This is a genomic window from Rodentibacter myodis, assembly GCF_001999305.1.
Lineage (GTDB): Bacteria > Pseudomonadota > Gammaproteobacteria > Enterobacterales > Pasteurellaceae > Rodentibacter > Rodentibacter myodis.
Window position 1 is genome coordinate 13,991 of sequence record NZ_MLHQ01000003.1, and the last position, 21,739, is coordinate 35,729.

The window sequence follows — 21,739 nt, forward strand, 5'->3', positions numbered from 1 at the left end:
TATTTATGAGACGAATTTATTGAAATGATTAGAAAGCTAAATGTGTAGCCCTCATTACTTATTTTCTCTTTGTCTATTTGTCACATAATATCCATATAAACAAAAAGTGCGGTTAAAATTAACCGCACTTTTTTTATCTTTTTGATTTCACAAGTTTTTCTGTCAACTCGTAAGCTCGAAGTTTTGCTAACTCTTTGGAGAGTTTCGCCACCAACAACTCGTGATCTGCATCAGATTTATGCGATACGATGTTTTCTTCTGCTTTACGTTTCGCTTCACGAATACGATCTGCATCTAACTCGCTACCACGGATTGCCACATCGGCAAGCACGGTAACCACCTTCGGTTGTACTTCTAAAAAACCACCCGAAACATAGATCACATCTTCGTTACCATTTTCAAGAGTGAATTTAACAATTCCCGGTTTAATCGCTGTCATCAGAGGAACGTGATTGGCTAAAATGCCCAGTTCCCCTTCGATACCGCTTGCTTGGAGTTGTTTTACTTCCCCTTCAAAAATTTTTCGCTCTGCACTGACTATGATTAGGTTAAATGTCGCCATTTTTGTTCTCCTTCAAATGACTTGAAGTGATTACATATTTTTGGCTTTTTCCAGTACTTCTTCGATTGAACCCACCATATAGAACGCTTGTTCAGGAATATGGTCGTATTCACCGTCTAAGATACCTTTGAAACCGCGAATGGTGTCTTTTAATGACACATATTTACCCGGCGAACCTGTAAAGACTTCAGCAACGAAGAAAGGTTGTGATAGGAAACGTTCGATTTTACGCGCACGTGCTACCACTAATTTATCTTCTTCAGATAATTCATCCATACCAAGAATTGCAATGATGTCTTTTAATTCTTTATAACGTTGCAAGATACCCTGTACACCACGTGCCACATCATAATGTTCTTGACCAACAACCAATGGGTCTAACTGACGAGATGTAGAATCTAATGGGTCAACCGCCGGATAAATCCCCAAAGAGGCAATTTGACGGCTCAATACAACAGTTGAGTCTAAGTGGGCGAAGGTTGTCGCCGGAGATGGGTCGGTTAAGTCATCCGCCGGAACATAAACCGCTTGAACGGAGGTAATAGAACCGGTTTTGGTTGAAGTAATACGTTCTTGCAACACACCCATTTCTTCCGCCAATGTTGGCTGATAACCTACCGCAGACGGCATACGACCTAATAATGCCGATACTTCCGTCCCTGCAAGGGTATAACGATAAATATTATCCACGAAGAACAATACATCACGCCCTTCATCACGGAATTTTTCAGCCATAGTCAAACCGGTTAAAGCAACACGTAAACGGTTACCCGGTGGCTCATTCATTTGACCATAAACCAATGACACTTTATCTAAAACGTTAGATTCCGTCATTTCGTGGTAGAAGTCATTACCTTCACGAGTACGCTCACCTACACCGGCGAAGACGGAATAACCGGAATGCTCAATCGCAATATTACGGATTAATTCCATCATATTTACGGTTTTACCTACACCTGCACCACCGAATAGACCAACTTTCCCCCCTTTCGCAAATGGGCAGATTAAGTCGATAACTTTGATACCGGTTTCTAATAATTCCGTACTGTTAGACTGTTCTTCATAACTTGGTGCGGCACGGTGGATAGACCAATTTTCTTCCGCACCAATTTCACCACGTTCATCAATCGGTTCACCCAATACGTTCATAATACGACCGAGGGTTTTCGTTCCCACCGGTACTTGAATTGGGTTTCCGGTATTTTCTACTTTTAAGCCACGTTTTAATCCGTCAGATGTACCTAATGCGATACAACGAACCACGCCACCGCCTAATTGTTGTTGAACCTCAAGGGTTAAACCGGATTCAACTTTTAATGCATCGTAAACTTTTGGTACTGCATCTTGTGGGAATTCAACGTCAATCACCGCACCGATGATTTGTACAATTTTTCCTGCTGCCATTACCGTTCCTCTATTCCTTAAATCGCTGCCGCACCGGCAACAATTTCATTTAATTCATTTGTAATACTTGCCTGACGGGCTTTGTTGTAAACTAATTGCAAGTCATTGATTAAATTACCTGCATTATCAGTTGCCGCTTTCATTGCCACCATTCGGGCAGCCTGCTCGGAAGCAAGGTTATCCACCACAGATTGATAGACTTGTGATTCTAAATAACGCGTGAGCAAACTATCTAATAAGATTTTTGGCTCCGGCTCATATAAATAATCCCAAGTGCTTTCTCTTTGCTCTAAATTATCGGTTTCTAACGCCGGTAATGGAACTAATTGTTGATAAATCGGTGATTGTGACATTGTATTCACAAATTTATTGTAAGCGATGTAAATCGCATCGGCTTCACCGTCTTTATAGGCATTAAACATTCCGTTTGCTACCCCAATTAAGTCTTCCATTGCCGGATTATCACCCAAACCTGAAAGCTGTGCGCGAATCGGCAACCCTAATGAACGGAAAAAGTTAATACCTTTTGAACCAATTAAGCCCAATTCAACAGTAATCCCTTTATCCTTCCATTGTTTGATTTCCGTCATTACGGTTTTAAATAGATTGATATTTAAACCGCCACACATTCCACGGTCGGTCGAGACAATTAAAATCCCGACCTTTTTAATTTCACGTTGAACTAAAAACGGGTGTTTATAACCAACATTGGCTTCAGAGACGTGGCTGATAACATTTCGTATTGTTTCAGAATACGGGCGAGAAGCTGCCATACGATCTTGCGTTTTACGCATTTTCGATGTGGCTACCATTTCCATTGCCTTCGTAATTTTTTGTGTACTTTGTACACTGGCAATTTTGGTTTTTATCTCTTTTGTACCTGCCATCTTTTTTCTCCGTTACATTACCACGCACTATTGGCTTTAAAATTATCCAAAATCGCTTTCAATGTGTCTTTAATTTCATCATTGTAGTTGCCGGTTTTAGTTAATTCCGCCATAAAGTCGCCGTGGGTACGGTGAGCATAATCTAAAAGTGCGGTTTCAAAACTTGCAATTTTTTGCAATTCCACATCTTCTAAATAACCAAACTCAACCGCAAAAAGTAATACGGATTGTTCCGCCACACTAAGCGGTGCATATTGTTTTTGTTTCAATAACTCGGTTACTTTTTCACCGTGATTAAGCTGTTTACGGGTAGCATCATCAAGATCTGAAGCAAACTGCGCAAATGCGGCTAATTCACGATATTGAGCCAATGCGGTACGAATACCACCGGCTAGTTTTTTCACCACTTTAGTTTGAGCCGCACCACCCACACGAGATACCGAAATACCCGGGTTTACCGCAGGGCGAATACCTGAGTTAAATAAGTTGGATTCTAAGAAAATCTGACCATCGGTAATTGAAATAACATTGGTCGGTACAAATGCAGATACGTCACCCGCTTGCGTTTCAATAATTGGAAGCGCGGTTAAAGAACCGGTTTTTCCTTTTACTTCACCTTTGGTAAATTTTTCTACGTATTCTTCATTTACGCGGGCTGCACGTTCAAGTAAACGTGAGTGCAAGTAGAAAACATCCCCCGGATAAGCTTCACGACCCGGTGGACGGCGTAATAACAAGGAAATTTGACGATAAGCAACGGCTTGTTTTGATAAATCGTCATAAACAATTAACGCATCTTCGCCACGATCACGGAAATATTCACCCATTGCACAACCTGCATAAGGTGCAAGGTATTGTAATGCGGCAGACTCAGAGGCTGACGCGGCAACCACAATGGTATTTTCCAATGCACCGTGTTCTTCCAATTTACGCACTACGTTTGCAATCGTTGACGCTTTTTGACCAATCGCAACATAGATACATTTAATACCGGAATCACGTTGGTTGATAATTGCATCGATTGCCAATGCTGTTTTACCGGTTTGACGGTCACCAATGATCAACTCACGCTGACCACGGCCGATTGGCACCATTGAGTCTACGGCTTTATAACCGGTTTGCACAGGTTGATCTACCGATTTACGATCAATTACCCCCGGTGCAATCACTTCAACCGGAGAGAAACCATCATTTTCGATTTCACCTTTACCATCAATCGGTTGACCAAGTGTGTTCACCACACGACCTAATAAACCACGACCTACCGGTACTTCAAGAATACGACCTGTACACTGTACTTCCATACCTTCCGCTAAATCTGCGTAAGGTCCCATTACAACCGCACCCACCGAGTCACGCTCAAGGTTAAGTGCCATTGCATAACGATTTCCCGGTAATGCAATCATTTCACCTTGCATTACATCACTTAAACCGTGAATACGAATAATACCGTCACTTACGGAAACGATTGTCCCTGTGTTGCGCGCTTCGCTCACCACATCAAATTGGGCAATACGTTTTTTAATCAATTCACTAATTTCTGTTGAATTTAGTTGCATTTTTCATTCCTCTTTTATTGCAACTCATTTGCGAGACGGGCAAGTTGCCCACGGCTACTGCCATCAATCACAAAATCTTCGGTACGAATAATCACGCCGGCAATCAATGAATTATCCACGTTGCAATTTACTTTCACTTTACGGGCTAATCTTTTTTCCATTGCTGTTGCAATTTTTTCAATTTGAGTTGCATTCAATGGTTGTGCTGAAGTAACGTTGACTTCCGCAATGGCTTGGTGTTCTTCCACATAATGGGTAAATTCGGCAAATACCGCAGGGATTGCACTCAAACGCTTATTTTCAGCCATTAACCGAATAAGATTTTGCCCATATTGATCGAGCTGTTCACCACAAATTGAAATCACGGTATCCGCGACTTTTTGTGCAGACAATGAACCGGTTAAAAACGCTTTCATTTCCGCATTTTCAACAAGTGCGGTCAAAAAACCTAACATTTTGGTCCATTTTTCAACCGCACTTTTATTATTGGCGGATTGTTCCAATGCGAAATCAAATGCTGCTTTGGCATAAGGGCGGGCTATTGTAGTTAATTCTGACATAAGCTAAAGCCTCTTATAGTTCTGCAACTAATTTGTCAATAATGTCATTGTTTGCCGCTTCATCAATCGTACGACCCACAATTTTCTCAGCACCGGCAATAGCCAAAGAAGCCACTTTAAGACGTAATTCTTCTTGAACACGTTTACGTTCCGCTTCCACTTCCGCATAACCTTGTTCAATGATTTTTGCTTTAAGCGTTTCCGCTTCGGCTTTCACTTCATCAAGCACTTCGTTACGACGTTTGTTGGCGGCATCCAAAATTTCTTGAGCTTGAACTTTCGCTTTAGAAATTTCTTCTTCTGCAAGTAATTTCGTATCCGCTTGCTCTTTTTTCGCCGCTTCTGCCGATGCTAATGCGTTAGCAATTTGGCTTTGACGCGTTTCAATGGCTTTAATAATCGGCGGCCATACAAATTTCATACAAAACCACACAAATAGTGCAAATGAAATAAGCTGACCAATTAATGTTGCATTTAAATTCACAACGACCTCCTTAAAATGCTTTTTTTAGGTTGATAAGCAAATAAGGGATTATTGTAATAAACCGATAAATGGATTCGCAAAGATGAAGAGTAAAGAAATACCAACCGCAATCATCGCAATCGCATCCAATAGACCTGCTACGATAAACATTTTAGTTTGCAAACTTGATGCAAGTTCAGGCTGACGAGCAGAAGATTCCAAAAATTTACCACCTAAGATAGCAAAACCGATTGCAGTACCTAATGCAGCAAATGCAAGAAGGATAGATGCCCCGATGATAGTAGCTGTAATTACAGTTTCCATAATTTTCTCCAATAGAAGTTAAGTTTTAGCCCTAGAGCCGGTTAATAAAAAACGATTAATGATCTGCCTTATTGTAAGCAATGCTTAAATAAACGACCGTCAACATCATAAAAATAAAGGCTTGCAAGGTAATAACCAAGATATGGAAAATTGCCCAAGCAAGATGTAAAGGAATCCCTAGTGCGGCAATCGCCATATTGGCAGAATACATCACAGCAATAAGAATAAAGATCAATTCACCCGCATACATATTACCGAATAGACGAAACGCGAGAGAAATAGGTTTAGCCAACAAGGTTACCGTTTCTAAAATAAAGTTTACCGGAATAAACGCCCAATGATTAAACGGGTGCAGGGTATATTCCTTAACCAATCCTTTAACCCCTTTAGATTTAACGGTATAGAAAAGAATTAAGAAGAAAACACAAATAGACATACCAAGGGTTGCGCTAATATCGGCAGTAGGTACGGCTCTGAGATAATGAATGTTAAATAATGCGGCTAATTGAGGTAAGAAATCGACCGGAATTAGGTCAATCGCGTTCATTATAAACACCCAACAAAAAATGGTTAATGCCAAAGGTGCAATCACATCACGCGGGCCGTGGAAATTTTCTTTTACAATACCATCAACCCATTCCACGACAATTTCAACCAAACATTGCATTTTTCCGGGAACGCCTGTGGTCGCTTTTTTAGCCACACGAGAGAAAATGAAAAGAAAAATAACGGCAGATAAAATAGAAAAGAACAAGGTATCTACGTGAATATGCCAAAATCCATCCCCTGTTTTTAGAAAGGAGAGATGGTGACTAATGTATTCCGATGTTGTTTGTCCAGACATAACGAACCCTATATTAGTACAATAAAATCAAATTCGGCGAAGCAAAAAAGGAACGAGATTGTTCAACATTAATGCCATAAAAAAACCGCTAAAAAAAATCACAAAATGTGTCACAAAAAACCATTTGAAAGAGGCAATGATGAATAGCATTGTCAGCACAAATTTAATGGCTTCACCTTTGTAAAGTGCGGTTAATTTTGCGGGTAAATTTCGATAAAAAACGATATACACAAAAACGCCAAAAGGAATAAGTGCAGAAAGAAAACCGAGCAAAAAATCCAAAGCATTTTTGATTTGCCAAAAAGCAAAAAAACAAGCAAATAGCAACATAATGACTACTTCGATTTGAATAGCTTTCCGATACTGCGTTTTCGCTTGCTGTATTATTCTCGACATTACTTTCAATAACCTTAAACCGCGCCAATTATACTATTGAAAAAATCAGATTCAACTTAAAGCTGCTAAAAAAATGTTATCTAAATCACACTTTTAGAAAATAGTTTACAAAAATGTAATGATTTAACGCAAAATGATCAAATGACGCTCGCCGATAAGTTCAGGTACCTGTAATTCAACCACTTGTTGAATCGTGTATTTTTCATCCAATGCTTCAATTTCTTCTTTTTGATAAAGCCCTTTCAAGGCGTAAAAATGTCCACTTTCTTTTGGTAAATGATGACACCAATCCGTCATATCCTTCAGTGAAGCAAAAGCACGGCTTAATACCCCATCAAATTTTTGTTCCGGCCGGTATTCCTCAACACGACTCAATACCGGAACAACATTTGTGAGTTTTAACTCACGTATTGCGTTACGAATAAAACTGATACGTTTACCAAGGCTATCAAGCAACACAAATTGTTTGTTGGGATTTGCGATAGCCAAAGGCAGCCCCGGCAAACCCGGCCCCGTTCCCACATCAATAAAATATTCACCTTGTAAATAAGGACTTACTACAAGGCTGTCCAAAATATGTTTAACCAGCATTTCCATCGGATCACGCACGGAAGTCAAATTATAGGCTTTGTTCCATTTGTTTAATAAATTAACAAGATCGATCAACTGCTGTTTTTGTTGATCTCTTAATTGAATATTTGCCTGAGTAAGAAGACTGTCTAATTTAGCTTTCATTGATTTATTCTCTTTATTAGGGGATCGCATTTTACTTAAAAGTGCGGTCAAAATCCGTTTTGTTTTTTTACAACTTAACGCTTTTTGTTCCGTAAAATATCTGACAAATTAGTTTCAATCCAATCTACCAATTCAAACATTTTTTGTGATGCCTGCGTACCAAATTCCGTCAATGTATAATCCACGTGTGGCGGAACGGTATTATAAGATTTGCGGATTAACATTCCGTCTTCTTCCAATTCCTGCAAGGTTTTCGTTAACATTCTTTCACTCACACCATTAATTTCACGGCGTAACTCACTAAATCGCTTTGTACCGGAATGAAGTGTTACAAGTACTAACGCTCCCCAACGTCCTGTTAAATGTTGCAAAATTTGACGGGAAGGGCAATCTGCTTCCAATATATTTCCTCGTTTCTTTCCTTTTTCCATTTTTATACCTTTAAAATCAATATGTTAATAAATATTTTTCAAAAAATATAAACTTACATTTATGTAAGTACTTCCTAAAAGGAAGTTAATAACTATAATACGCCACATTAAAGAAACAATCAAAACTTCAATCTTATAAAAGAGGACAACACAATGACAAAACAAACTATTGCAGTTACCGGCGCAACCGGTCAATTCGGTGCTATCGTATTAAATCTATTAAAAGCAAAAAATGCCAATGTTATTGCCCTTGCACGTAATCCGACAAAAATTTCAGATGTTGAAGCACGCGCATTTGATTACTCAAAAACGGAAGGTCAGGTAGAAGCATTACAAGGCATAGACACTTTAATTTTGATTTCAGGCAGTGAAGTTGGGCAACGTGTACAACAACATAGCAATGTCATAGAATCCGCCAAAAAAGCCGGTGTGAAACATATTATTTACACAAGTTTGTTAGGTGCGGATAAAAACAATGCAGTGAAATCTTTAGCCGGTGAACATTTGGCGACTGAAGCTGCATTAAAAACTTCAGGTATTACCTACACAATTTTGCGTAACGGTTGGTACACTGAAAACTATACGGCTTCCGTACCTGCCGCAATCGCAAATCAAGCATTATACGGTTCAGCAAAAGAAGGGCGAATTTCTTCGGCATTGCGCGCAGAACTAGCCGAAGCCGCTGCAAATGTTGCACTAACAATGGGACACGAAAACAAAACTTATGAGCTGGCAGGTTCAATCAATTATACTCTCCGTGATCTCGCCACAGAAATTAGCAAACAAACAGGTAAAGAAATCCCTTACGTTGATCTTTCGGTTTCAGATTATACCGCAGCATTAATTAAAGCCGGATTACCGGAAGGTTTAGCGACATTCTTAGCAGAATGTGATGCCGATGCTGCAAATGGCGCATTATTCTCAGAAGATAAAACCCTAGAGAAATTATTAGGTCGTCCGACCGTAGGGTTAGATGTAGCAGTAAAACAAGCACTTTAATCATCTATAAAAAGTGCGGTTAAAATTAACCGCACTTTTTTCTAAACTTAGCGAACCTTATTCCCCACGTTTTAACATTCCTTGTTTTTTCAAATTCACGAGGATAATGGAAATTGCCGCCGGAGTAATGCCGGAAATACGGCTTGCTTGTCCAATAGATACCGGACGATGCTGTTCTAATTTCGCACGCACTTCATTTGATAATCCGGAGACTTTGGAATAATCAAATTGTGCCGGAATCGCTGTATTTTCGTGACGTTTTTGTTTTTCGATTTCATCTTGTTGATGTTCGATATAACCTTGATATTTAATGGCGATTTCCACTTGTTCCACCGCTTCTTTATCTTCCATCGCCGGTTGATAAGGGGTGAGGGAAGTTAAAATCTCATAATTCATTTCCGGTCGGCGTAGTAAATCTTCACCATTTGCTTCACGCACTAATGGGCTACCCAAGACTTTATTGGCTTCTTCCAAATATTCTGAACGGGGGTGCAACCAAATACTGCGTAAACGCTGGCGTTCAAGCTCAATATTTTCCATTTTTTGGTTAAAACGCACCCAACGCACTTCATCAATCAGCCCTAGCTCGTGCGCAATTGGGGTTAATCGAATATCGGCATTATCTTCGCGTAGTAATAAGCGATATTCGGCACGGGAAGTAAACACGCGATAAGGCTCTTTTGTACCAAGCGTGCAAAGATCATCCACCAACACGCCGGTATAAGCCTGATCACGGCGTGGGAACCAGGCTTCTTTTTCTTGAACATAAAGTCCCGCATTGATCCCTGCCAATAATCCTTGTGCCGCCGCTTCTTCATAACCGGTTGTCCCATTGATCTGACCGGCAAAGAATAAACCTGAGATCGATTTTGTTTCTAACGTGGGTTTGAGATCACGAGGATCAAAATAATCATATTCAATCGCATAGCCCGGTTTAACGATCCGAGCATTTTCCAATCCTTTCATTGAATTGACGATCCCCATTTGTACATCGAAAGGAAGACTGGTTGAGATCCCATTTGGATAAACTTCATTACTGGTTAGCCCTTCCGGTTCAAGGTAGATCTGATGCGAATTGCGATCCGCAAAACGCATCACTTTATCCTCGATCGATGGACAATAACGCGGCCCGATCCCTTCGATCACACCGGTGTACATTGGGCTGCGATCCAAATTATGGCGGATCACTTCGTGAGTTTGCTCATTGGTATGGGTGATATAGCACGGAATTTGTTGGGGATGATCGGAAACCGATCCCATAAATGAAAATACCGGCAACACTTCATCGCCGTGCTGTTTTGCCAATACATCAAAATTAATGGTACGGGCGTCAATACGTGGCGGCGTACCGGTTTTGAGACGATCCACACGTAATCCGAGATCTCTTAATCGATGGGAAAGACTTACCGAAGCCGGATCACCTGCGCGCCCCCCTTCATAATTTTCCAAACCAATATGGATCTTACCGGCTAGAAATGTCCCTGCCGTTAAAATCACGGATTTAGCACGGAATATAAGTCCCATTTTTGTTGAAACACCGGTTACACGATCTTGTTCGATCAAAATATCGGTGGCTTCTTGTTGGAAAATATCGAGATTTGATTGATTTTCCAGTGCCATACGCACGGCTTGGCGATATAGCACGCGATCTGCCTGCGCCCGTGTGGCACGCACAGCAGGGCCTTTACTGCTGTTTAACGTACGAAATTGAATACCGGCTTTATCCGCAGCACGCGCCATTAAGCCGCCCATAGCATCCACTTCTTTTACTAAATGACCTTTCCCAATCCCCCCAATAGCAGGATTACAAGACATTTGCCCTAATGTATCGACATTGTGTGTCAATAAAAGGGTTTTTAATCCCATACGTGCCGGCGCAAGTGCGGCTTCCGTACCGGCGTGACCACCACCAATGATGATCACATCGTAAGTTTCGTTATAAAACATAATTTTCTCTATTTATTCGGATCTAAAAATGTGCGGTATTCTACAAAAATTCGGTTTTGCTTGAAAGAAAGAATTGGATCGGGAAAAGCGATCACTAGATCCGCTCGGTAATAGATCTAAGATCTCTTTTTATATAAAGAGATCTTATTATTGTTACTATTAGGATCGTGAGATCCTGTGATTAAGATCCTTTTTTAGTTATAAATGAATGAGTTAGATCTTGTAAAAAAATGTAGATCAAGTGCAAAAAGTGGAATGATTAATTGTGGATAACTTGATGATTTATCCACAGAGGATAGCAATTAAAAATTTATTCAGTGAAAAAATACAGCTTTTTGACAAGTTTTGGATGAGTTATTCACAGGTAATAAAAAACGATGATCGTGAAAATCATCGTTCTTTTTTAAATTAAGAGAGAGTTTGAACAAATTGAGGAAGCCAAACTTCGCTATCCCTTTCGGGATCATCTGTATTTAACACATCTATTTTTAAGGTATCACAAAGTTTGACTGCATTTTTTTGTTGCAAAATTTCTTCTATCTGTTTTGCCGCATAACAAAATGTGTCGTAATCAGAATTGCCTAAGGCTACGATTGCAAACCGTAGGTGTTTAAGATTGGTATCTGATTGGGCAATTTGTTCAAAAAGAGGACGTAAATTATCAGGAATTTCACCTGCACCGTGGGTGGAGGTGACGATAAGCCATAGGGGGTCATTGATTACATCATCATAGGTTGCACCGTGGAAAAGTGCGGTTGAAAAGCCTTGTGTTTTTAACACATTTTCTAAATGTTCTGCCACATATTCGGCTGTGCCTAATGTGCTGCCGGAAAGAATACAAATTTTCATAGATAAAAATAGCTTAAAGAAAAAGGCTTAGATTTTCTAAGCCCTTTGTAATGATTAAACGTTATCAAATTTACCAAGCAATGAACGAATATGCTCTTGCCAGTTACGGTGTTCGTTTTTCAGTTGTTCATTTTCATTTCGCAATGATTCAACGGCTTGTTGTGCTTGATTTTTTTGTTCTTTTAATTCTTCTACTTCAAGTTGAAGTAATTGAATGGTTTCTACCGCTTGTTTAATTTTTTCTTCAAGCTGGTTTAAAATTTCTAATGACATAGTGATTTCCTTTTAAAATAACGTCCGAAACAGGTTTATTGTAACCACTTCATTTTTCTTTTTAAAGCCCTCAATAAAATTTTATTATGCAAACGTTTGCTCGTGATAAAATAGTGCGATTTTTTGGCTTGAAACAAAATGGAGATTAAAAATGAATCGGGCATTGGCTATTGAATTTTCTCGTGTTACGGAAGTGGCTGCATTGGCGGCACACACTTGGCTTGGACGTGGCAATAAAAATGCGGCGGATGAAGCCGCGGTAAAAGCGATGCGGTATATGCTGAATTTGATTCATATGGATGGTGAAGTTGTTATTGGTGAAGGTGAAATTGATGAAGCACCAATGCTTTATATTGGTGAAAAAGTGGGATCGGGGAATGGAGAATTGGTTTCTATCGCCGTTGATCCTATTGATGGTACACGTATGACGGCAATGGGGCAGTCTAATGCAATTTCCGTGTTGGCAGCCGGCGGCAAACGCACTTTCCTCAAAGCACCGGATATGTATATGGAAAAAATGGTGGTCGGCCCTGAAGTGAAGGGGATGATTGACTTTAATTTACCTATCGAACAAAATCTTCGCCGTACTGCCTCCCGTTTGGGTAAATCCTTGTCCGATCTCACCGTAATGGTACTCGCAAAGCCCCGTCACGATACAGTTATTCAACAAATGCACGATTTAGGAATCCGTGTTATGGCAATTCCGGACGGTGATGTTGCCGCTTCCGTATTATGTTGTTTGCCTGATGCCGAAGTGGATATGGTGTACGGTATTGGCGGTGCGCCGGAAGGTGTGGCAGCGGCAGCGGCTGTACGAGCATTGGGCGGGGATATGCAAGCCCGTTTAATTCCACGTAATAAAGTGAAAGGCGAAACGGAAGAAAATCAAAAAATCGCCGCAGAAGAAATTTGCCGTTGCAAAGAATTAGGGGTAAAAGTGAACGAAGTATTGAAATTGGAAGAGTTGGTTCGGGATGATAATTTGGTTTTTGCCGCCACCGGTATCACGCACGGTGAACTATTAAAAGGTATTTCACGCAAAGGAACACTTGCTACCACGGAAACTATTCTTATTCGGGGAAAATCACGCACTATTCGTAAAATTCAGTCCATTCACTACTTAGATAGAAAGGATACGGAAATTTATAAAATATTGAATAGCTAGTTCAACCTTTATAACAACACCTCAAAACATCTTTTATTGGTTTTGGGGTGTTTGGCATTAGAGGATTATGCAAAATTTTTAGCATTTTAGGTTAATGAGATTTTTATTATCATTTTATAACACGAACCTTTTGGTAATTTATTTCACCGGTTGGTTTACAAAAACAGTCAAAAAATCAACCGCACTTTTTATCACAAAATTAAGGAAAGCAAATGAATCCAAAATTTTCTCCACTTTTTCAATCTTATACGCTTAATAATGGTGTAGAAATTAAAAATCGCTTAGTGGTTGCGCCAATGACACATTTTGGTGCAAATGAAGACGGCACACTTGGCGAACAAGAACGCCGTTTTATTGGCAATCGTGCCGGTGATATGGGAATGTTTATTCTTGCCGCCACATTAGTCCAAGATGGCGGTAAAGCATTTCATGGTCAGCCTGAAGCCATTCACGAATCCCAACTTCCTTCTTTAAAAGAAACCGCAAAAATTATCAAATCACAAGGCGCAAAAGCTATTTTACAACTTCATCACGGCGGCAAATTAGCCATTACAGAATTGCTGAATGGCAAAGATAAAATTTCCGCAAGTGCGGATGAGGCAACCGGCACCCGCGAAGCAAGTGATGAAGAAGTTCGCTCACTTATTGCGGCATTTGGTAATGCGGCAGATCTTGCCATTCGTGCCGGCTTTGATGGGGTAGAAATTCACGGTGCGAATAATTATGTGATTCAACAATTTTATTCTGGTCATTCAAATCGTCGTAATGATGAATGGGGCGGTTCGCGTGAAAAACGAATGCGTTTTCCATTAGCGGTAATTGAAGCGGTATTGGCGGCAAAAACGAAACACAATGCGGAGGATTTTATTGTGGGTTATCGTTTTTCACCGGAAGAGCCTGAAGAAGCCGGCATTACGATGGAAGATACCTTAGCGTTAATTGATGTTTTGAAAAATCAAACATTGCAATATTTGCACATTTCACTTTGGGATTTTTATAAAAAAGCACGCCGTGGAGCGGATACCAATGCTTACCGCATTAAATTGGTTCACGATCAAATTGGCGGAAAATTACCGCTTATCGGTGTCGGAAATCTTTATACGCCAACGGAAATTTTGGATGCCTTTAATACAGGTTGGGCGGAGTTTATTGCTTTGGGTAAAACCGTTGATATTGCAACCAAAATAATTAATGGTAATGAAGAAGGTATTCAACGTGCGGTTGATCCTGAACAAACCGATCATTATGGTTTTCCTGACTTATTGTGGAATTTTACAATGAGTGGTTCGCAAGCGTGGTTACCGCCGTTAAAAGGGCAAACACCAAATCTCTTGGATCTCTAATTTTTGGCTTTAAAAGTGCGGTCAAAATTCACCGAGAATTTTGACCGCACTTGCTTTCTTCAAACCTTTCGCCAATCCGCCTATTTTTTGCTATAATCCCGCTCAATTTTCACTTACAAAATAGAGATAAACTATGTCAGAGACGACCGTGACCGATAACTATGGTGCATCCAGCATTAAAGTATTAAAAGGACTTGATGCCGTGCGTAAACGCCCGGGTATGTACATTGGCGATACCGATGACGGCACAGGCTTACATCATATGGTGTTTGAAGTGGTGGATAATGCCATTGATGAAGCATTGGCGGGTTATTGTTCCGATATTATTGTGACGATTCACGATGATAACTCGGTGTCGGTGCAGGATGATGGTCGTGGTATTCCGGTGGATATTCACCCTGAAGAAGGCGTTTCTGCGGCAGAAGTGATTATGACGGTACTTCACGCCGGCGGTAAATTTGACGACAATTCTTATAAAGTATCCGGTGGTTTGCACGGTGTGGGGGTATCGGTAGTAAATGCCCTTTCCGACAAATTACAACTTACTATTCGCCGCCAAGGTCACGTACACGAGCAGTTTTATCATTTGGGTGAACCACAATCGCCATTAACCATTATTGGTGACACGGAAGCAACGGGAACAACAGTGCGTTTTTGGCCAAGTCCGGAGATTTTTGCCATTACAACCTTTGATTACAAAATTTTGGCAAAACGCTTACGTGAACTGTCATTTTTAAATTCCGGTGTGTCTATTCGTTTAATCGATAAGCGGGACGGCACGGAAGATCACTTCCATTATGAGGGTGGTATTCAAGCCTTTGTTGAATATTTAAATAAAAATAAAAACCCGATTCATCCAAAACCTTTCTATTTCACCGCAGAAAAAGACGGCATTGGTGTCGAAGTTGCCTTGCAGTGGAATGATGGGGTAAATGAAAACGTGTATTGCTTTACCAATAATATTCCGCAACGGGATGGCGGTACACATTTAGCCGGTTTTCGTGGGGCATTAACCCGCAGCTTAAATAGCTATATGGAAAATGAAGGGCTATTGAAAAAAGAAAAAGTAGCGACTTCCGGTGATGATGCGCGTGAAGGCTTGGTGGCGATTATTTCGGTGAAAGTGCCTGATCCAAAATTCTCATCGCAAACGAAAGATAAATTGGTTTCTTCCGAAGTAAAAAGTGCGGTGGAATCTGCAATGAATGAAAAAATGCAGGAATATTTATTAGAAAATCCTGCCGATGCCAAAATCATTGTAAACCAAATTATTATGGCGGCACGCGCCCGTGAAGCCGCTCGCAAAGCCCGTGAAATGACCCGCCGTAAAGGGGCGTTGGATATTGCAGGTCTGCCGGGTAAACTTGCCGACTGTCAAGAAAAAGACCCTGCACTTTCAGAACTTTACTTGGTGGAGGGGGATTCCGCCGGTGGTTCAGCCAAAGTAGGACGTGATCGCAAAACCCAAGCAATTCTTCCATTAAAAGGGAAAATTCTAAATGTTGAAAAAGCCCGTTTCGATAAAATGTTGTCTTCACAAGAAGTGGGGACGCTGATTACTGCATTGGGCTGTGGTATCGGGCGTGATGAATATAATCCGGACAAATTGCGTTATCACCATATCATCATTATGACCGATGCGGATGTGGACGGGTCGCATATTCGCACGCTTCTGCTCACTTTCTTCTACCGTCAAATGCCGGAACTTATTGAACGGGGCTATGTTTATATTGCCCAACCGCCGCTTTATAAAGTGAAAAAAGGCAAACAAGAGCGTTATATCAAAGATGCGGAAGAAATGGAGCAATATGAATTAACCCTTGCTTTGGATGGGGCGGAATTGCACGTTAGCGAAAATGCCCCGGCGATGAACGCCTTAGTGTTTGAAAAATTAATGGCAGAATATAATGCCGTGCAAAAACTCATAGAGCGTTTAAGCCGTTATTATCCAACGGCATTGTTGCAAGGGTTGATTTATCAATCCCCCCTTTCAGTTGAAATGATGAAAACGGAAAGTGCGGTTGAAAATTGGGGAAAATCTTTCATTCAGTTACTTGAAGAAAAAGAAACAGAGGCACACCAATATTCCGTTCGCACCCAATTCAATGGTGAACGCCAAGTGTATGAAGTGGTGATTACCGTCCGTAAACACGGCATTGATACCGATTATTTCCTTAATTTTGATTTTATCAACGGTAATGAATACGCGAAGATTGTTTCACTTAACAATCAATTAAACGGCTTGTTGGAAGAGGGAGCTTATGTGTCCCGTGGGGAGAAAATTCAACCGGTTCGCCGTTTTGAACAAGCGGTAGAATGGTTGGTGAAGGAATCCCGCAAAGGCTTGGAAATTCAACGCTATAAAGGATTGGGCGAGATGAATGCCGAGCAACTTTGGGAAACTACAATGGATCCAAATGCCCGCCGAATGTTGAAAGTGTCCATTAAAGATGCGGTGGCGGCGGATCAACTCTTTACTACCTTAATGGGAGATGAAGTTGAACCTCGCCGTGAGTTTATCGAACTCAACGCATTAAGAGCGAATTTAGATATTTAATCTAAAAAAAACAACGTAAAAATGACCGCACTTTAGCGCATAAAGTGCGGTTTTATTATCCTAAAGTGCGGTTAAAATTCGCTTTACTTTTTATCAACGGTAACAACGATATTTTATCGATCAAAATTAGATGAATGATGGAAAAGATAATTATTGATGAAAATCAGTTCCTACGAACCATTTCCCGTATTTCCCACGAAATTATAGAAAAGCATTCAAGTTTGGAGAATGTTGTAATTGTGGGGATTAAACGGCGTGGGGCAGAGATTGCCGAATTAATTAAACGTAAAATTATCGATTTAGTGCAGGTGGAACTGCCCTCAATGGAATTGGACATCACCTTTTATCGTGATGATTTGCAACAAATTGAACCTGAAAATCCAATGCCCATATATAGCGGCACATCGCAATATCTTAATATAAAAGATAAAAATGTGATTTTAATTGATGATGTATTATTTACCGGAAGAACCATTCGTGCCGCAATGGATGCACTCACCGATTTTGGGCGTGCGGCAAAAATTGAATTGGTGATTTTTGTTGATCGTGGTCATCGTGAATTACCCATTCGGGCGGATTATGTGGGGAAAAACATTCCGACCGGTCGCGAAGAAAAAGTGCAGGTGCGTACACAAAAATATGACGGTTGTTACGAAGTAGCACTCTTATCAAAATAATCCTAAGCTATTGTGAACCTTGCTTAAAATTGATACTCTAACGAGCATTATTGACTTCTTAAAAGAAAAATAATTATGAAAAAATCGGTACTAAAATCTCTTTTATTTATTGCATTAGGTGTGTTTTCTTTTTCTTCTGTAAATGCAGAAGAACGTGTGGTGGCAACGGTGGACGGTGCGCCTATATTGGAAAGCCAAGTGCGTGCGGCAATGGGGAAAAAAGGTGATCACCAAGCGGCATTAGACAAAGTAATTGATGATATTTTGGTACAAAAAGCCATTCAAGAATCCGGCATAAAAGTAAACCCACGTGAAATTGACCGCATTGTGGAAGATATTGCGGCGAAAAATGGGTTAACCTATGGTCAATTTTTAGATGCATTAGATTATCAGGGCATTTCTCTTAAAGCTTTCCGCCAACAAATTGCAAATCAAATGATGATGTCCGGTGTGCGTAATCACGCTATCAGCAACAGCGTGCAAATTACCCGTGAAGAAGTGGATGCCCTTGGACAAAAAATGTTAAAAGAAGCCAAAGCGAAAGGGACGGAACAAAAAGTCACAGGCAAAGAATATGAAGTTCGTCACATTCTTTTAAAACTTAATCCGTTATTAAATGATGCACAGGCAAAATCAGAACTCACACAAATTCGTGCCGATATTCTTTCCGGCAAAACCACGTTTGCCGATGCTGCATTAAAATATTCTAAAGATTATTTATCCGGTGCAAATGGTGGGAGCTTAGGCTATGCCTTCCCAGAAGCCTATGTCGGCCCATTTGCAAAAGCGGTGCAAAGCACAAAACCGGGTGTGATTTCCGCACCGTTTAAATCGGAATTTGGTTGGCATATTTTGGAAGTAACAGGGGTTCGTGATGGGGATCGCACCGAAGAAGCATACCGCCAAAAAGCTTATGAACAAATTGTGAATAGCCAGTTACAAGATGCCACAAAAGACTGGGTGAAGGCGTTGCGTAAAACGGCGGATATTCAATATTTTAATCAATAAATCCATATTTAGTATAAGAGGGGCGATTGCCCCTTTTGTTGTTTTTATTTCATTATCAATTTTCTATGAAAAAATTTTTTATTAGTCTCATTATTCTTCTTTTCATTGTGGCAGGTGCCGGTTTTTGGGGTTATCAAAAACTCAATGCATTTCAGCAGGAAAGCGTGAATGTTCAACCTGATCAACTTTTGATTGTGGAACGTGGCACGACAGGGCAAAAATTGGCGACCCTTTTTGAACAGGAAAAATTATTGGATGACGCACGATTGTTGCCTTATTTGCTCAAATTAAAGCCTGAATTAAATAAAATTAAAGCAGGAACTTATGCTTTAAACGGTGTGAAAACCGTGCAAGATGTTTTGAATTTGCTTAATTCCGGTAAAGAAGCGCAATTTAACGTGCAGTTTATTGAAGGTAAAACCTTTAAAGAATGGCGAAAAAACCTTGAAAAAGCACCGCATTTAAAGCAAACCTTAAAAGATAAAAGTGATAAAGACATTTTTGAATTATTGGCGATTCCGGATTTGGCTAAATCCGTTTATGAATGGCGAAATATTGACGGCTGGCTTTATCCCGATACCTATAATTACACGCCAAATTCAACGGATTTGGAATTGCTACAACGTTCTGCGGATCGCTTGAAAAAAGTCTTGGATAAAGCGTGGAATGAGCGTGATGAAAATTTGCCATTTGCCAATCCTTACGAGATGTTAGTGCTTGCCTCTATTGTCGAAAAAGAAACGGGCATTGCGGCAGAACGTGCCAAAGTGGCTTCCGTTTTTATTAATCGTCTTAATGCAAAAATGAAGCTACAAACCGATCCCACGGTGATTTACGGTATGGGCGATAATTACAACGGCAATATTCGCAAGAAAGATCTCGAAACGCCCACACCCTATAACACCTATGTTATTGACGGCTTACCGCCTACCCCTATTGCAATGGTGAGTGAAAGTGCATTGCAAGCGGTTTCACATCCGGAGAAAACGGATTTCTACTATTTTGTGGCAGATGGCACGGGTGGGCATAAATTCAGCCGTAATTTGAATGAACATAACAAAGCGGTGCAGGCGTATTTACGTTGGTACCGCAATCAGAAAAACGGGAAATAATATGCACGGAAAATTTATCGTGATTGAAGGCTTGGAAGGTGCGGGAAAAAGCACGGCACATCAATCGGTGGTGGCGATTTTAAAAGAATTGGGAGTTCAAGATGTGGTGTTTACCCGCGAACCAGGCGGCACACCTTTGGCGGAAAAATTACGTCAGCTGATTAAGCACGAAAATGAAGAGCCGGTAACCGATAAAGCGGAATTATTAATGCTTTATGCGGCACGAATTCAGTTGGTCGAAAATGTGATTAAACCGGCACTTGCTCAAGGAAAATGGGTCGTAGGCGATCGTCACGATATGTCATCGCAGGCTTATCAGGGCGGGGGTCGTCAGCTTGATACAGATTTTATGCAAACCTTAAAAGAAGCGGTTTTAGGTGATTTTGAACCGGATCTCACCCTCTATTTGGATATCGATCCTGCCGTTGGTTTAGCGCGCGCCCGTGGACGTGGTGAACTGGATCGTATTGAACAAATGAATTTGGATTTTTTTCATCGTACCCGCACCCGTTATTTGGAATTAGTTAAAAATAACCCGAAAGCGGTAATGATTAATGCCGAACAAAATATTGACCAAGTGCGTGCCGATATTGAAACTGCGGTCAAAAATTGGTGGAAATATAACGAAAAATGACCGCACTTTATCCTTGGCTTACGCCCACTTATAGCAAAATCACCCGAACTTTTTCCGAAGGATTAGGCCATCACGCCATCTTGATAAAATCCGATCAAGGGCTGGGGATTGAAACATTATTTGAAGCACTTTCCCACCGAATAATGTGTACCAATCCACAAGGTAGCGAACCTTGCGGACAATGTCATTCTTGTCATTTAATGCAGGCGCATAGTCATCCTGATTACCACGAATTGCGATCGATTGAAGGCAAAGATATTGGTATCGATCAAGTACGGGAAATGAATGAAATTGTGTCGCAACACGCACAACAAAGCGGTAATAAAGTGGTTTATATTGAAGGGGCGGAACGTTTAACGGAAGCTGCCGCCAACGCCTTATTGAAAACCTTGGAAGAACCCCGTCCCAATACGTATTTTTTGTTGCAGGCAGAAAGTTCCGCCTCTTTATTAGCCACCATTTATAGCCGTTGCCAAGTGTGGACATTACCTGTACCAAGCAAGCAAATGGCACAAGATTGGTTGCAAACACAGAATAGCGGCGAAAGTGTGGTTAATTCTGACGATATTTCTACCGCACTTGCGATGAATTTGGGTCGCCCATTACTTGCTTTGGAAACGCTACAACAAGGATTGATTGAGCAACGCAAAAATTTCTTACGACAATTTTGGATTTTTTACCGCCGCCGTTCGCCTTTGGAATTGCTCCCTTTGTTTGATAAAGAACATTACATACGGCAAGTGGATTGGATTTTAGCTTTTCTTAGCGACAGTTTGAAACATAAGCTCGACATTAATGATCATCGTCAAGTTGCCGATTTAGCACGTGGCGTAGAACAATTTAGTGGTGAGCAAACCGCATTAGGATTATTGCAGGCTATTAAAATTATGCAGAAAGTGCGGTCGGATTTACGCTCAATTAACGGCGTGAATGTTGAATTAATATTATTGGACGGATTAACCAAGTTAGTCACAGAAGTCTTTAAATAGAATGATTGATGTTTTTTCTCT

Annotated in this window: 23 protein-coding genes; 9 read left to right on the top strand and 14 right to left on the bottom strand. The window is 40.6% G+C overall.

Annotated elements, in window-relative coordinates:
• Positions 1 to 133: 133 nt before the first annotated feature.
• From BKL49_RS01185 to BKL49_RS01235, 11 genes are all read right to left on the bottom strand, one after another.
• Entirely contained in the window at positions 134 to 562 is a 429-nt protein-coding gene (locus BKL49_RS01185; RefSeq protein ID WP_077422820.1) for a F0F1 ATP synthase subunit epsilon, read from the bottom strand.
• Between the two features lie 30 nt (positions 563 to 592).
• Positions 593 to 1,966, bottom strand: coding sequence for a F0F1 ATP synthase subunit beta (gene atpD, locus BKL49_RS01190; protein ID WP_077422821.1), 1,374 nt, complete (start codon positions 1,964 to 1,966; stop codon positions 593 to 595).
• Positions 1,967 to 1,983: 17 nt separating this feature from the next.
• Positions 1,984 to 2,853 carry a F0F1 ATP synthase subunit gamma gene (atpG, locus tag BKL49_RS01195; RefSeq protein ID WP_077422822.1) on the bottom strand — a complete coding sequence of 290 codons (870 nt, stop codon included), beginning with the start codon at positions 2,851 to 2,853 and terminating at the stop codon, positions 1,984 to 1,986.
• A gap of 17 nt (positions 2,854 to 2,870) precedes the next feature.
• On the bottom strand, positions 2,871 to 4,412 hold the full coding sequence (gene atpA, locus BKL49_RS01200; RefSeq protein WP_077422823.1) for a F0F1 ATP synthase subunit alpha: 1,542 nt from the start codon (positions 4,410 to 4,412) through the stop codon (positions 2,871 to 2,873).
• A 14-nt stretch (positions 4,413 to 4,426) separates the two neighbouring features.
• Positions 4,427 to 4,972, bottom strand: coding sequence for a F0F1 ATP synthase subunit delta (gene atpH, locus BKL49_RS01205; protein WP_077422824.1), 546 nt, complete (start codon positions 4,970 to 4,972; stop codon positions 4,427 to 4,429).
• Between the two features lie 13 nt (positions 4,973 to 4,985).
• On the bottom strand, positions 4,986 to 5,456 hold the full coding sequence (atpF, locus tag BKL49_RS01210; protein WP_077422825.1) for a F0F1 ATP synthase subunit B: 471 nt from the start codon (positions 5,454 to 5,456) through the stop codon (positions 4,986 to 4,988).
• A 48-nt stretch (positions 5,457 to 5,504) separates the two neighbouring features.
• Complete coding sequence (atpE, locus tag BKL49_RS01215; RefSeq protein ID WP_005539567.1) at positions 5,505 to 5,759, bottom strand: F0F1 ATP synthase subunit C; 255 nt, start codon at positions 5,757 to 5,759, stop codon at positions 5,505 to 5,507.
• Between the two features lie 55 nt (positions 5,760 to 5,814).
• Positions 5,815 to 6,603: a F0F1 ATP synthase subunit A gene (gene atpB, locus BKL49_RS01220; RefSeq protein ID WP_077422826.1), complete on the bottom strand. Its 789-nt coding sequence runs from the start codon at positions 6,601 to 6,603 to the stop codon at positions 5,815 to 5,817.
• A 27-nt stretch (positions 6,604 to 6,630) separates the two neighbouring features.
• Positions 6,631 to 6,999 carry an ATP synthase subunit I gene (locus BKL49_RS01225; RefSeq protein WP_077422827.1) on the bottom strand — a complete coding sequence of 123 codons (369 nt, stop codon included), beginning with the start codon at positions 6,997 to 6,999 and terminating at the stop codon, positions 6,631 to 6,633.
• Between the two features lie 123 nt (positions 7,000 to 7,122).
• Complete coding sequence (gene rsmG, locus BKL49_RS01230) at positions 7,123 to 7,734, bottom strand: 16S rRNA (guanine(527)-N(7))-methyltransferase RsmG (protein ID WP_077422828.1); 612 nt, start codon at positions 7,732 to 7,734, stop codon at positions 7,123 to 7,125.
• Between the two features lie 74 nt (positions 7,735 to 7,808).
• On the bottom strand, positions 7,809 to 8,165 hold the full coding sequence (locus BKL49_RS01235; protein ID WP_077422829.1) for a winged helix-turn-helix transcriptional regulator: 357 nt from the start codon (positions 8,163 to 8,165) through the stop codon (positions 7,809 to 7,811).
• 153 nt (positions 8,166 to 8,318) lie between these two features.
• On the opposite strand from BKL49_RS01235, the gene BKL49_RS01240 reads away from it, so the two are divergent.
• Positions 8,319 to 9,164 (top strand): SDR family oxidoreductase, encoded by an 846-nt coding sequence (locus tag BKL49_RS01240; RefSeq protein ID WP_077422830.1) that lies wholly within the window; start codon positions 8,319 to 8,321, stop codon positions 9,162 to 9,164.
• A 57-nt stretch (positions 9,165 to 9,221) separates the two neighbouring features.
• Here the strand turns inward: BKL49_RS01240 and mnmG are convergent, their stop codons facing one another.
• The 3 genes from mnmG to zapB form a co-directional block, all read right to left on the bottom strand.
• Positions 9,222 to 11,111, bottom strand: coding sequence for a tRNA uridine-5-carboxymethylaminomethyl(34) synthesis enzyme MnmG (gene mnmG / locus BKL49_RS01245; RefSeq protein ID WP_077422831.1), 1,890 nt, complete (start codon positions 11,109 to 11,111; stop codon positions 9,222 to 9,224).
• 408 nt (positions 11,112 to 11,519) lie between these two features.
• Positions 11,520 to 11,960, bottom strand: coding sequence for an FMN-binding protein MioC (gene mioC, locus BKL49_RS01250; protein WP_077422832.1), 441 nt, complete (start codon positions 11,958 to 11,960; stop codon positions 11,520 to 11,522).
• Positions 11,961 to 12,014: 54 nt separating this feature from the next.
• On the bottom strand, positions 12,015 to 12,233 hold the full coding sequence (gene zapB, locus BKL49_RS01255) for a cell division protein ZapB (protein ID WP_077422833.1): 219 nt from the start codon (positions 12,231 to 12,233) through the stop codon (positions 12,015 to 12,017).
• A 151-nt stretch (positions 12,234 to 12,384) separates the two neighbouring features.
• Here zapB and glpX point away from each other — a divergent pair, with 151 nt between their 5' ends.
• The 8 genes from glpX (at position 12,385) to BKL49_RS01295 (ending at position 21,718) form a co-directional block, all read left to right on the top strand.
• On the top strand, positions 12,385 to 13,398 hold the full coding sequence (gene glpX / locus BKL49_RS01260) for a class II fructose-bisphosphatase (RefSeq protein WP_077422834.1): 1,014 nt from the start codon (positions 12,385 to 12,387) through the stop codon (positions 13,396 to 13,398).
• Between the two features lie 212 nt (positions 13,399 to 13,610).
• Positions 13,611 to 14,741, top strand: a complete 1,131-nt coding sequence (locus BKL49_RS01265; RefSeq protein ID WP_077422835.1) for an NADH-dependent flavin oxidoreductase — start codon at positions 13,611 to 13,613, stop codon at positions 14,739 to 14,741.
• A 133-nt stretch (positions 14,742 to 14,874) separates the two neighbouring features.
• A complete protein-coding gene (gene gyrB, locus BKL49_RS01270) occupies positions 14,875 to 17,298 on the top strand; it encodes a DNA topoisomerase (ATP-hydrolyzing) subunit B (RefSeq protein WP_077422836.1) in 2,424 nt (807 codons plus the stop codon).
• A 137-nt stretch (positions 17,299 to 17,435) separates the two neighbouring features.
• Positions 17,436 to 17,975 carry a bifunctional pyr operon transcriptional regulator/uracil phosphoribosyltransferase PyrR gene (gene pyrR, locus BKL49_RS01275; protein ID WP_077422853.1) on the top strand — a complete coding sequence of 180 codons (540 nt, stop codon included), beginning with the start codon at positions 17,436 to 17,438 and terminating at the stop codon, positions 17,973 to 17,975.
• 75 nt (positions 17,976 to 18,050) lie between these two features.
• Positions 18,051 to 18,983, top strand: a complete 933-nt coding sequence (locus tag BKL49_RS01280) for a peptidylprolyl isomerase (protein ID WP_167367101.1) — start codon at positions 18,051 to 18,053, stop codon at positions 18,981 to 18,983.
• Between the two features lie 65 nt (positions 18,984 to 19,048).
• Complete coding sequence (gene mltG / locus BKL49_RS01285) at positions 19,049 to 20,095, top strand: endolytic transglycosylase MltG (protein WP_077422854.1); 1,047 nt, start codon at positions 19,049 to 19,051, stop codon at positions 20,093 to 20,095.
• 1 nt (position 20,096) lies between these two features.
• A complete protein-coding gene (gene tmk, locus BKL49_RS01290; RefSeq protein WP_077422838.1) occupies positions 20,097 to 20,729 on the top strand; it encodes a dTMP kinase in 633 nt (210 codons plus the stop codon).
• Positions 20,726 to 21,718, top strand: a complete 993-nt coding sequence (locus BKL49_RS01295) for a DNA polymerase III subunit delta' (RefSeq protein WP_077422839.1) — start codon at positions 20,726 to 20,728, stop codon at positions 21,716 to 21,718. The genes tmk and BKL49_RS01295 overlap by 4 nt, the downstream gene beginning before the upstream one ends.
• Positions 21,719 to 21,739 lie beyond the last annotated feature (21 nt).

What these genes read in the sequence shown, in the direction of transcription:
- BKL49_RS01185 (WP_077422820.1), bottom strand. Translation starts at nt 562, where the DNA reads ATGGCGACATTTAACCTAATCATAGTCAGTGCAGAGCGAAAAATTTTT.
- atpD (WP_077422821.1), bottom strand. Translation starts at nt 1,966, where the DNA reads ATGGCAGCAGGAAAAATTGTACAAATCATCGGTGCGGTGATTGACGTT.
- atpG (WP_077422822.1), bottom strand. Translation starts at nt 2,853, where the DNA reads ATGGCAGGTACAAAAGAGATAAAAACCAAAATTGCCAGTGTACAAAGT.
- atpA (WP_077422823.1), bottom strand. Translation starts at nt 4,412, where the DNA reads ATGCAACTAAATTCAACAGAAATTAGTGAATTGATTAAAAAACGTATT.
- atpH (WP_077422824.1), bottom strand. Translation starts at nt 4,972, where the DNA reads ATGTCAGAATTAACTACAATAGCCCGCCCTTATGCCAAAGCAGCATTT.
- atpE (WP_005539567.1), bottom strand. Translation starts at nt 5,759, where the DNA reads ATGGAAACTGTAATTACAGCTACTATCATCGGGGCATCTATCCTTCTT.
- atpB (WP_077422826.1), bottom strand. Translation starts at nt 6,603, where the DNA reads ATGTCTGGACAAACAACATCGGAATACATTAGTCACCATCTCTCCTTT.
- BKL49_RS01225 (WP_077422827.1), bottom strand. Translation starts at nt 6,999, where the DNA reads ATGTCGAGAATAATACAGCAAGCGAAAACGCAGTATCGGAAAGCTATT.
- rsmG (WP_077422828.1), bottom strand. Translation starts at nt 7,734, where the DNA reads ATGAAAGCTAAATTAGACAGTCTTCTTACTCAGGCAAATATTCAATTA.
- BKL49_RS01235 (WP_077422829.1), bottom strand. Translation starts at nt 8,165, where the DNA reads ATGGAAAAAGGAAAGAAACGAGGAAATATATTGGAAGCAGATTGCCCT.
- BKL49_RS01240 (WP_077422830.1), top strand. Translation starts at nt 8,319, where the DNA reads ATGACAAAACAAACTATTGCAGTTACCGGCGCAACCGGTCAATTCGGT.
- mnmG (WP_077422831.1), bottom strand. Translation starts at nt 11,111, where the DNA reads ATGTTTTATAACGAAACTTACGATGTGATCATCATTGGTGGTGGTCAC.
- mioC (WP_077422832.1), bottom strand. Translation starts at nt 11,960, where the DNA reads ATGAAAATTTGTATTCTTTCCGGCAGCACATTAGGCACAGCCGAATAT.
- zapB (WP_077422833.1), bottom strand. Translation starts at nt 12,233, where the DNA reads ATGTCATTAGAAATTTTAAACCAGCTTGAAGAAAAAATTAAACAAGCG.
- glpX (WP_077422834.1), top strand. Translation starts at nt 12,385, where the DNA reads ATGAATCGGGCATTGGCTATTGAATTTTCTCGTGTTACGGAAGTGGCT.
- BKL49_RS01265 (WP_077422835.1), top strand. Translation starts at nt 13,611, where the DNA reads ATGAATCCAAAATTTTCTCCACTTTTTCAATCTTATACGCTTAATAAT.
- gyrB (WP_077422836.1), top strand. Translation starts at nt 14,875, where the DNA reads ATGTCAGAGACGACCGTGACCGATAACTATGGTGCATCCAGCATTAAA.
- pyrR (WP_077422853.1), top strand. Translation starts at nt 17,436, where the DNA reads ATGGAAAAGATAATTATTGATGAAAATCAGTTCCTACGAACCATTTCC.
- BKL49_RS01280 (WP_167367101.1), top strand. Translation starts at nt 18,051, where the DNA reads ATGAAAAAATCGGTACTAAAATCTCTTTTATTTATTGCATTAGGTGTG.
- mltG (WP_077422854.1), top strand. Translation starts at nt 19,049, where the DNA reads ATGAAAAAATTTTTTATTAGTCTCATTATTCTTCTTTTCATTGTGGCA.
- tmk (WP_077422838.1), top strand. Translation starts at nt 20,097, where the DNA reads ATGCACGGAAAATTTATCGTGATTGAAGGCTTGGAAGGTGCGGGAAAA.
- BKL49_RS01295 (WP_077422839.1), top strand. Translation starts at nt 20,726, where the DNA reads ATGACCGCACTTTATCCTTGGCTTACGCCCACTTATAGCAAAATCACC.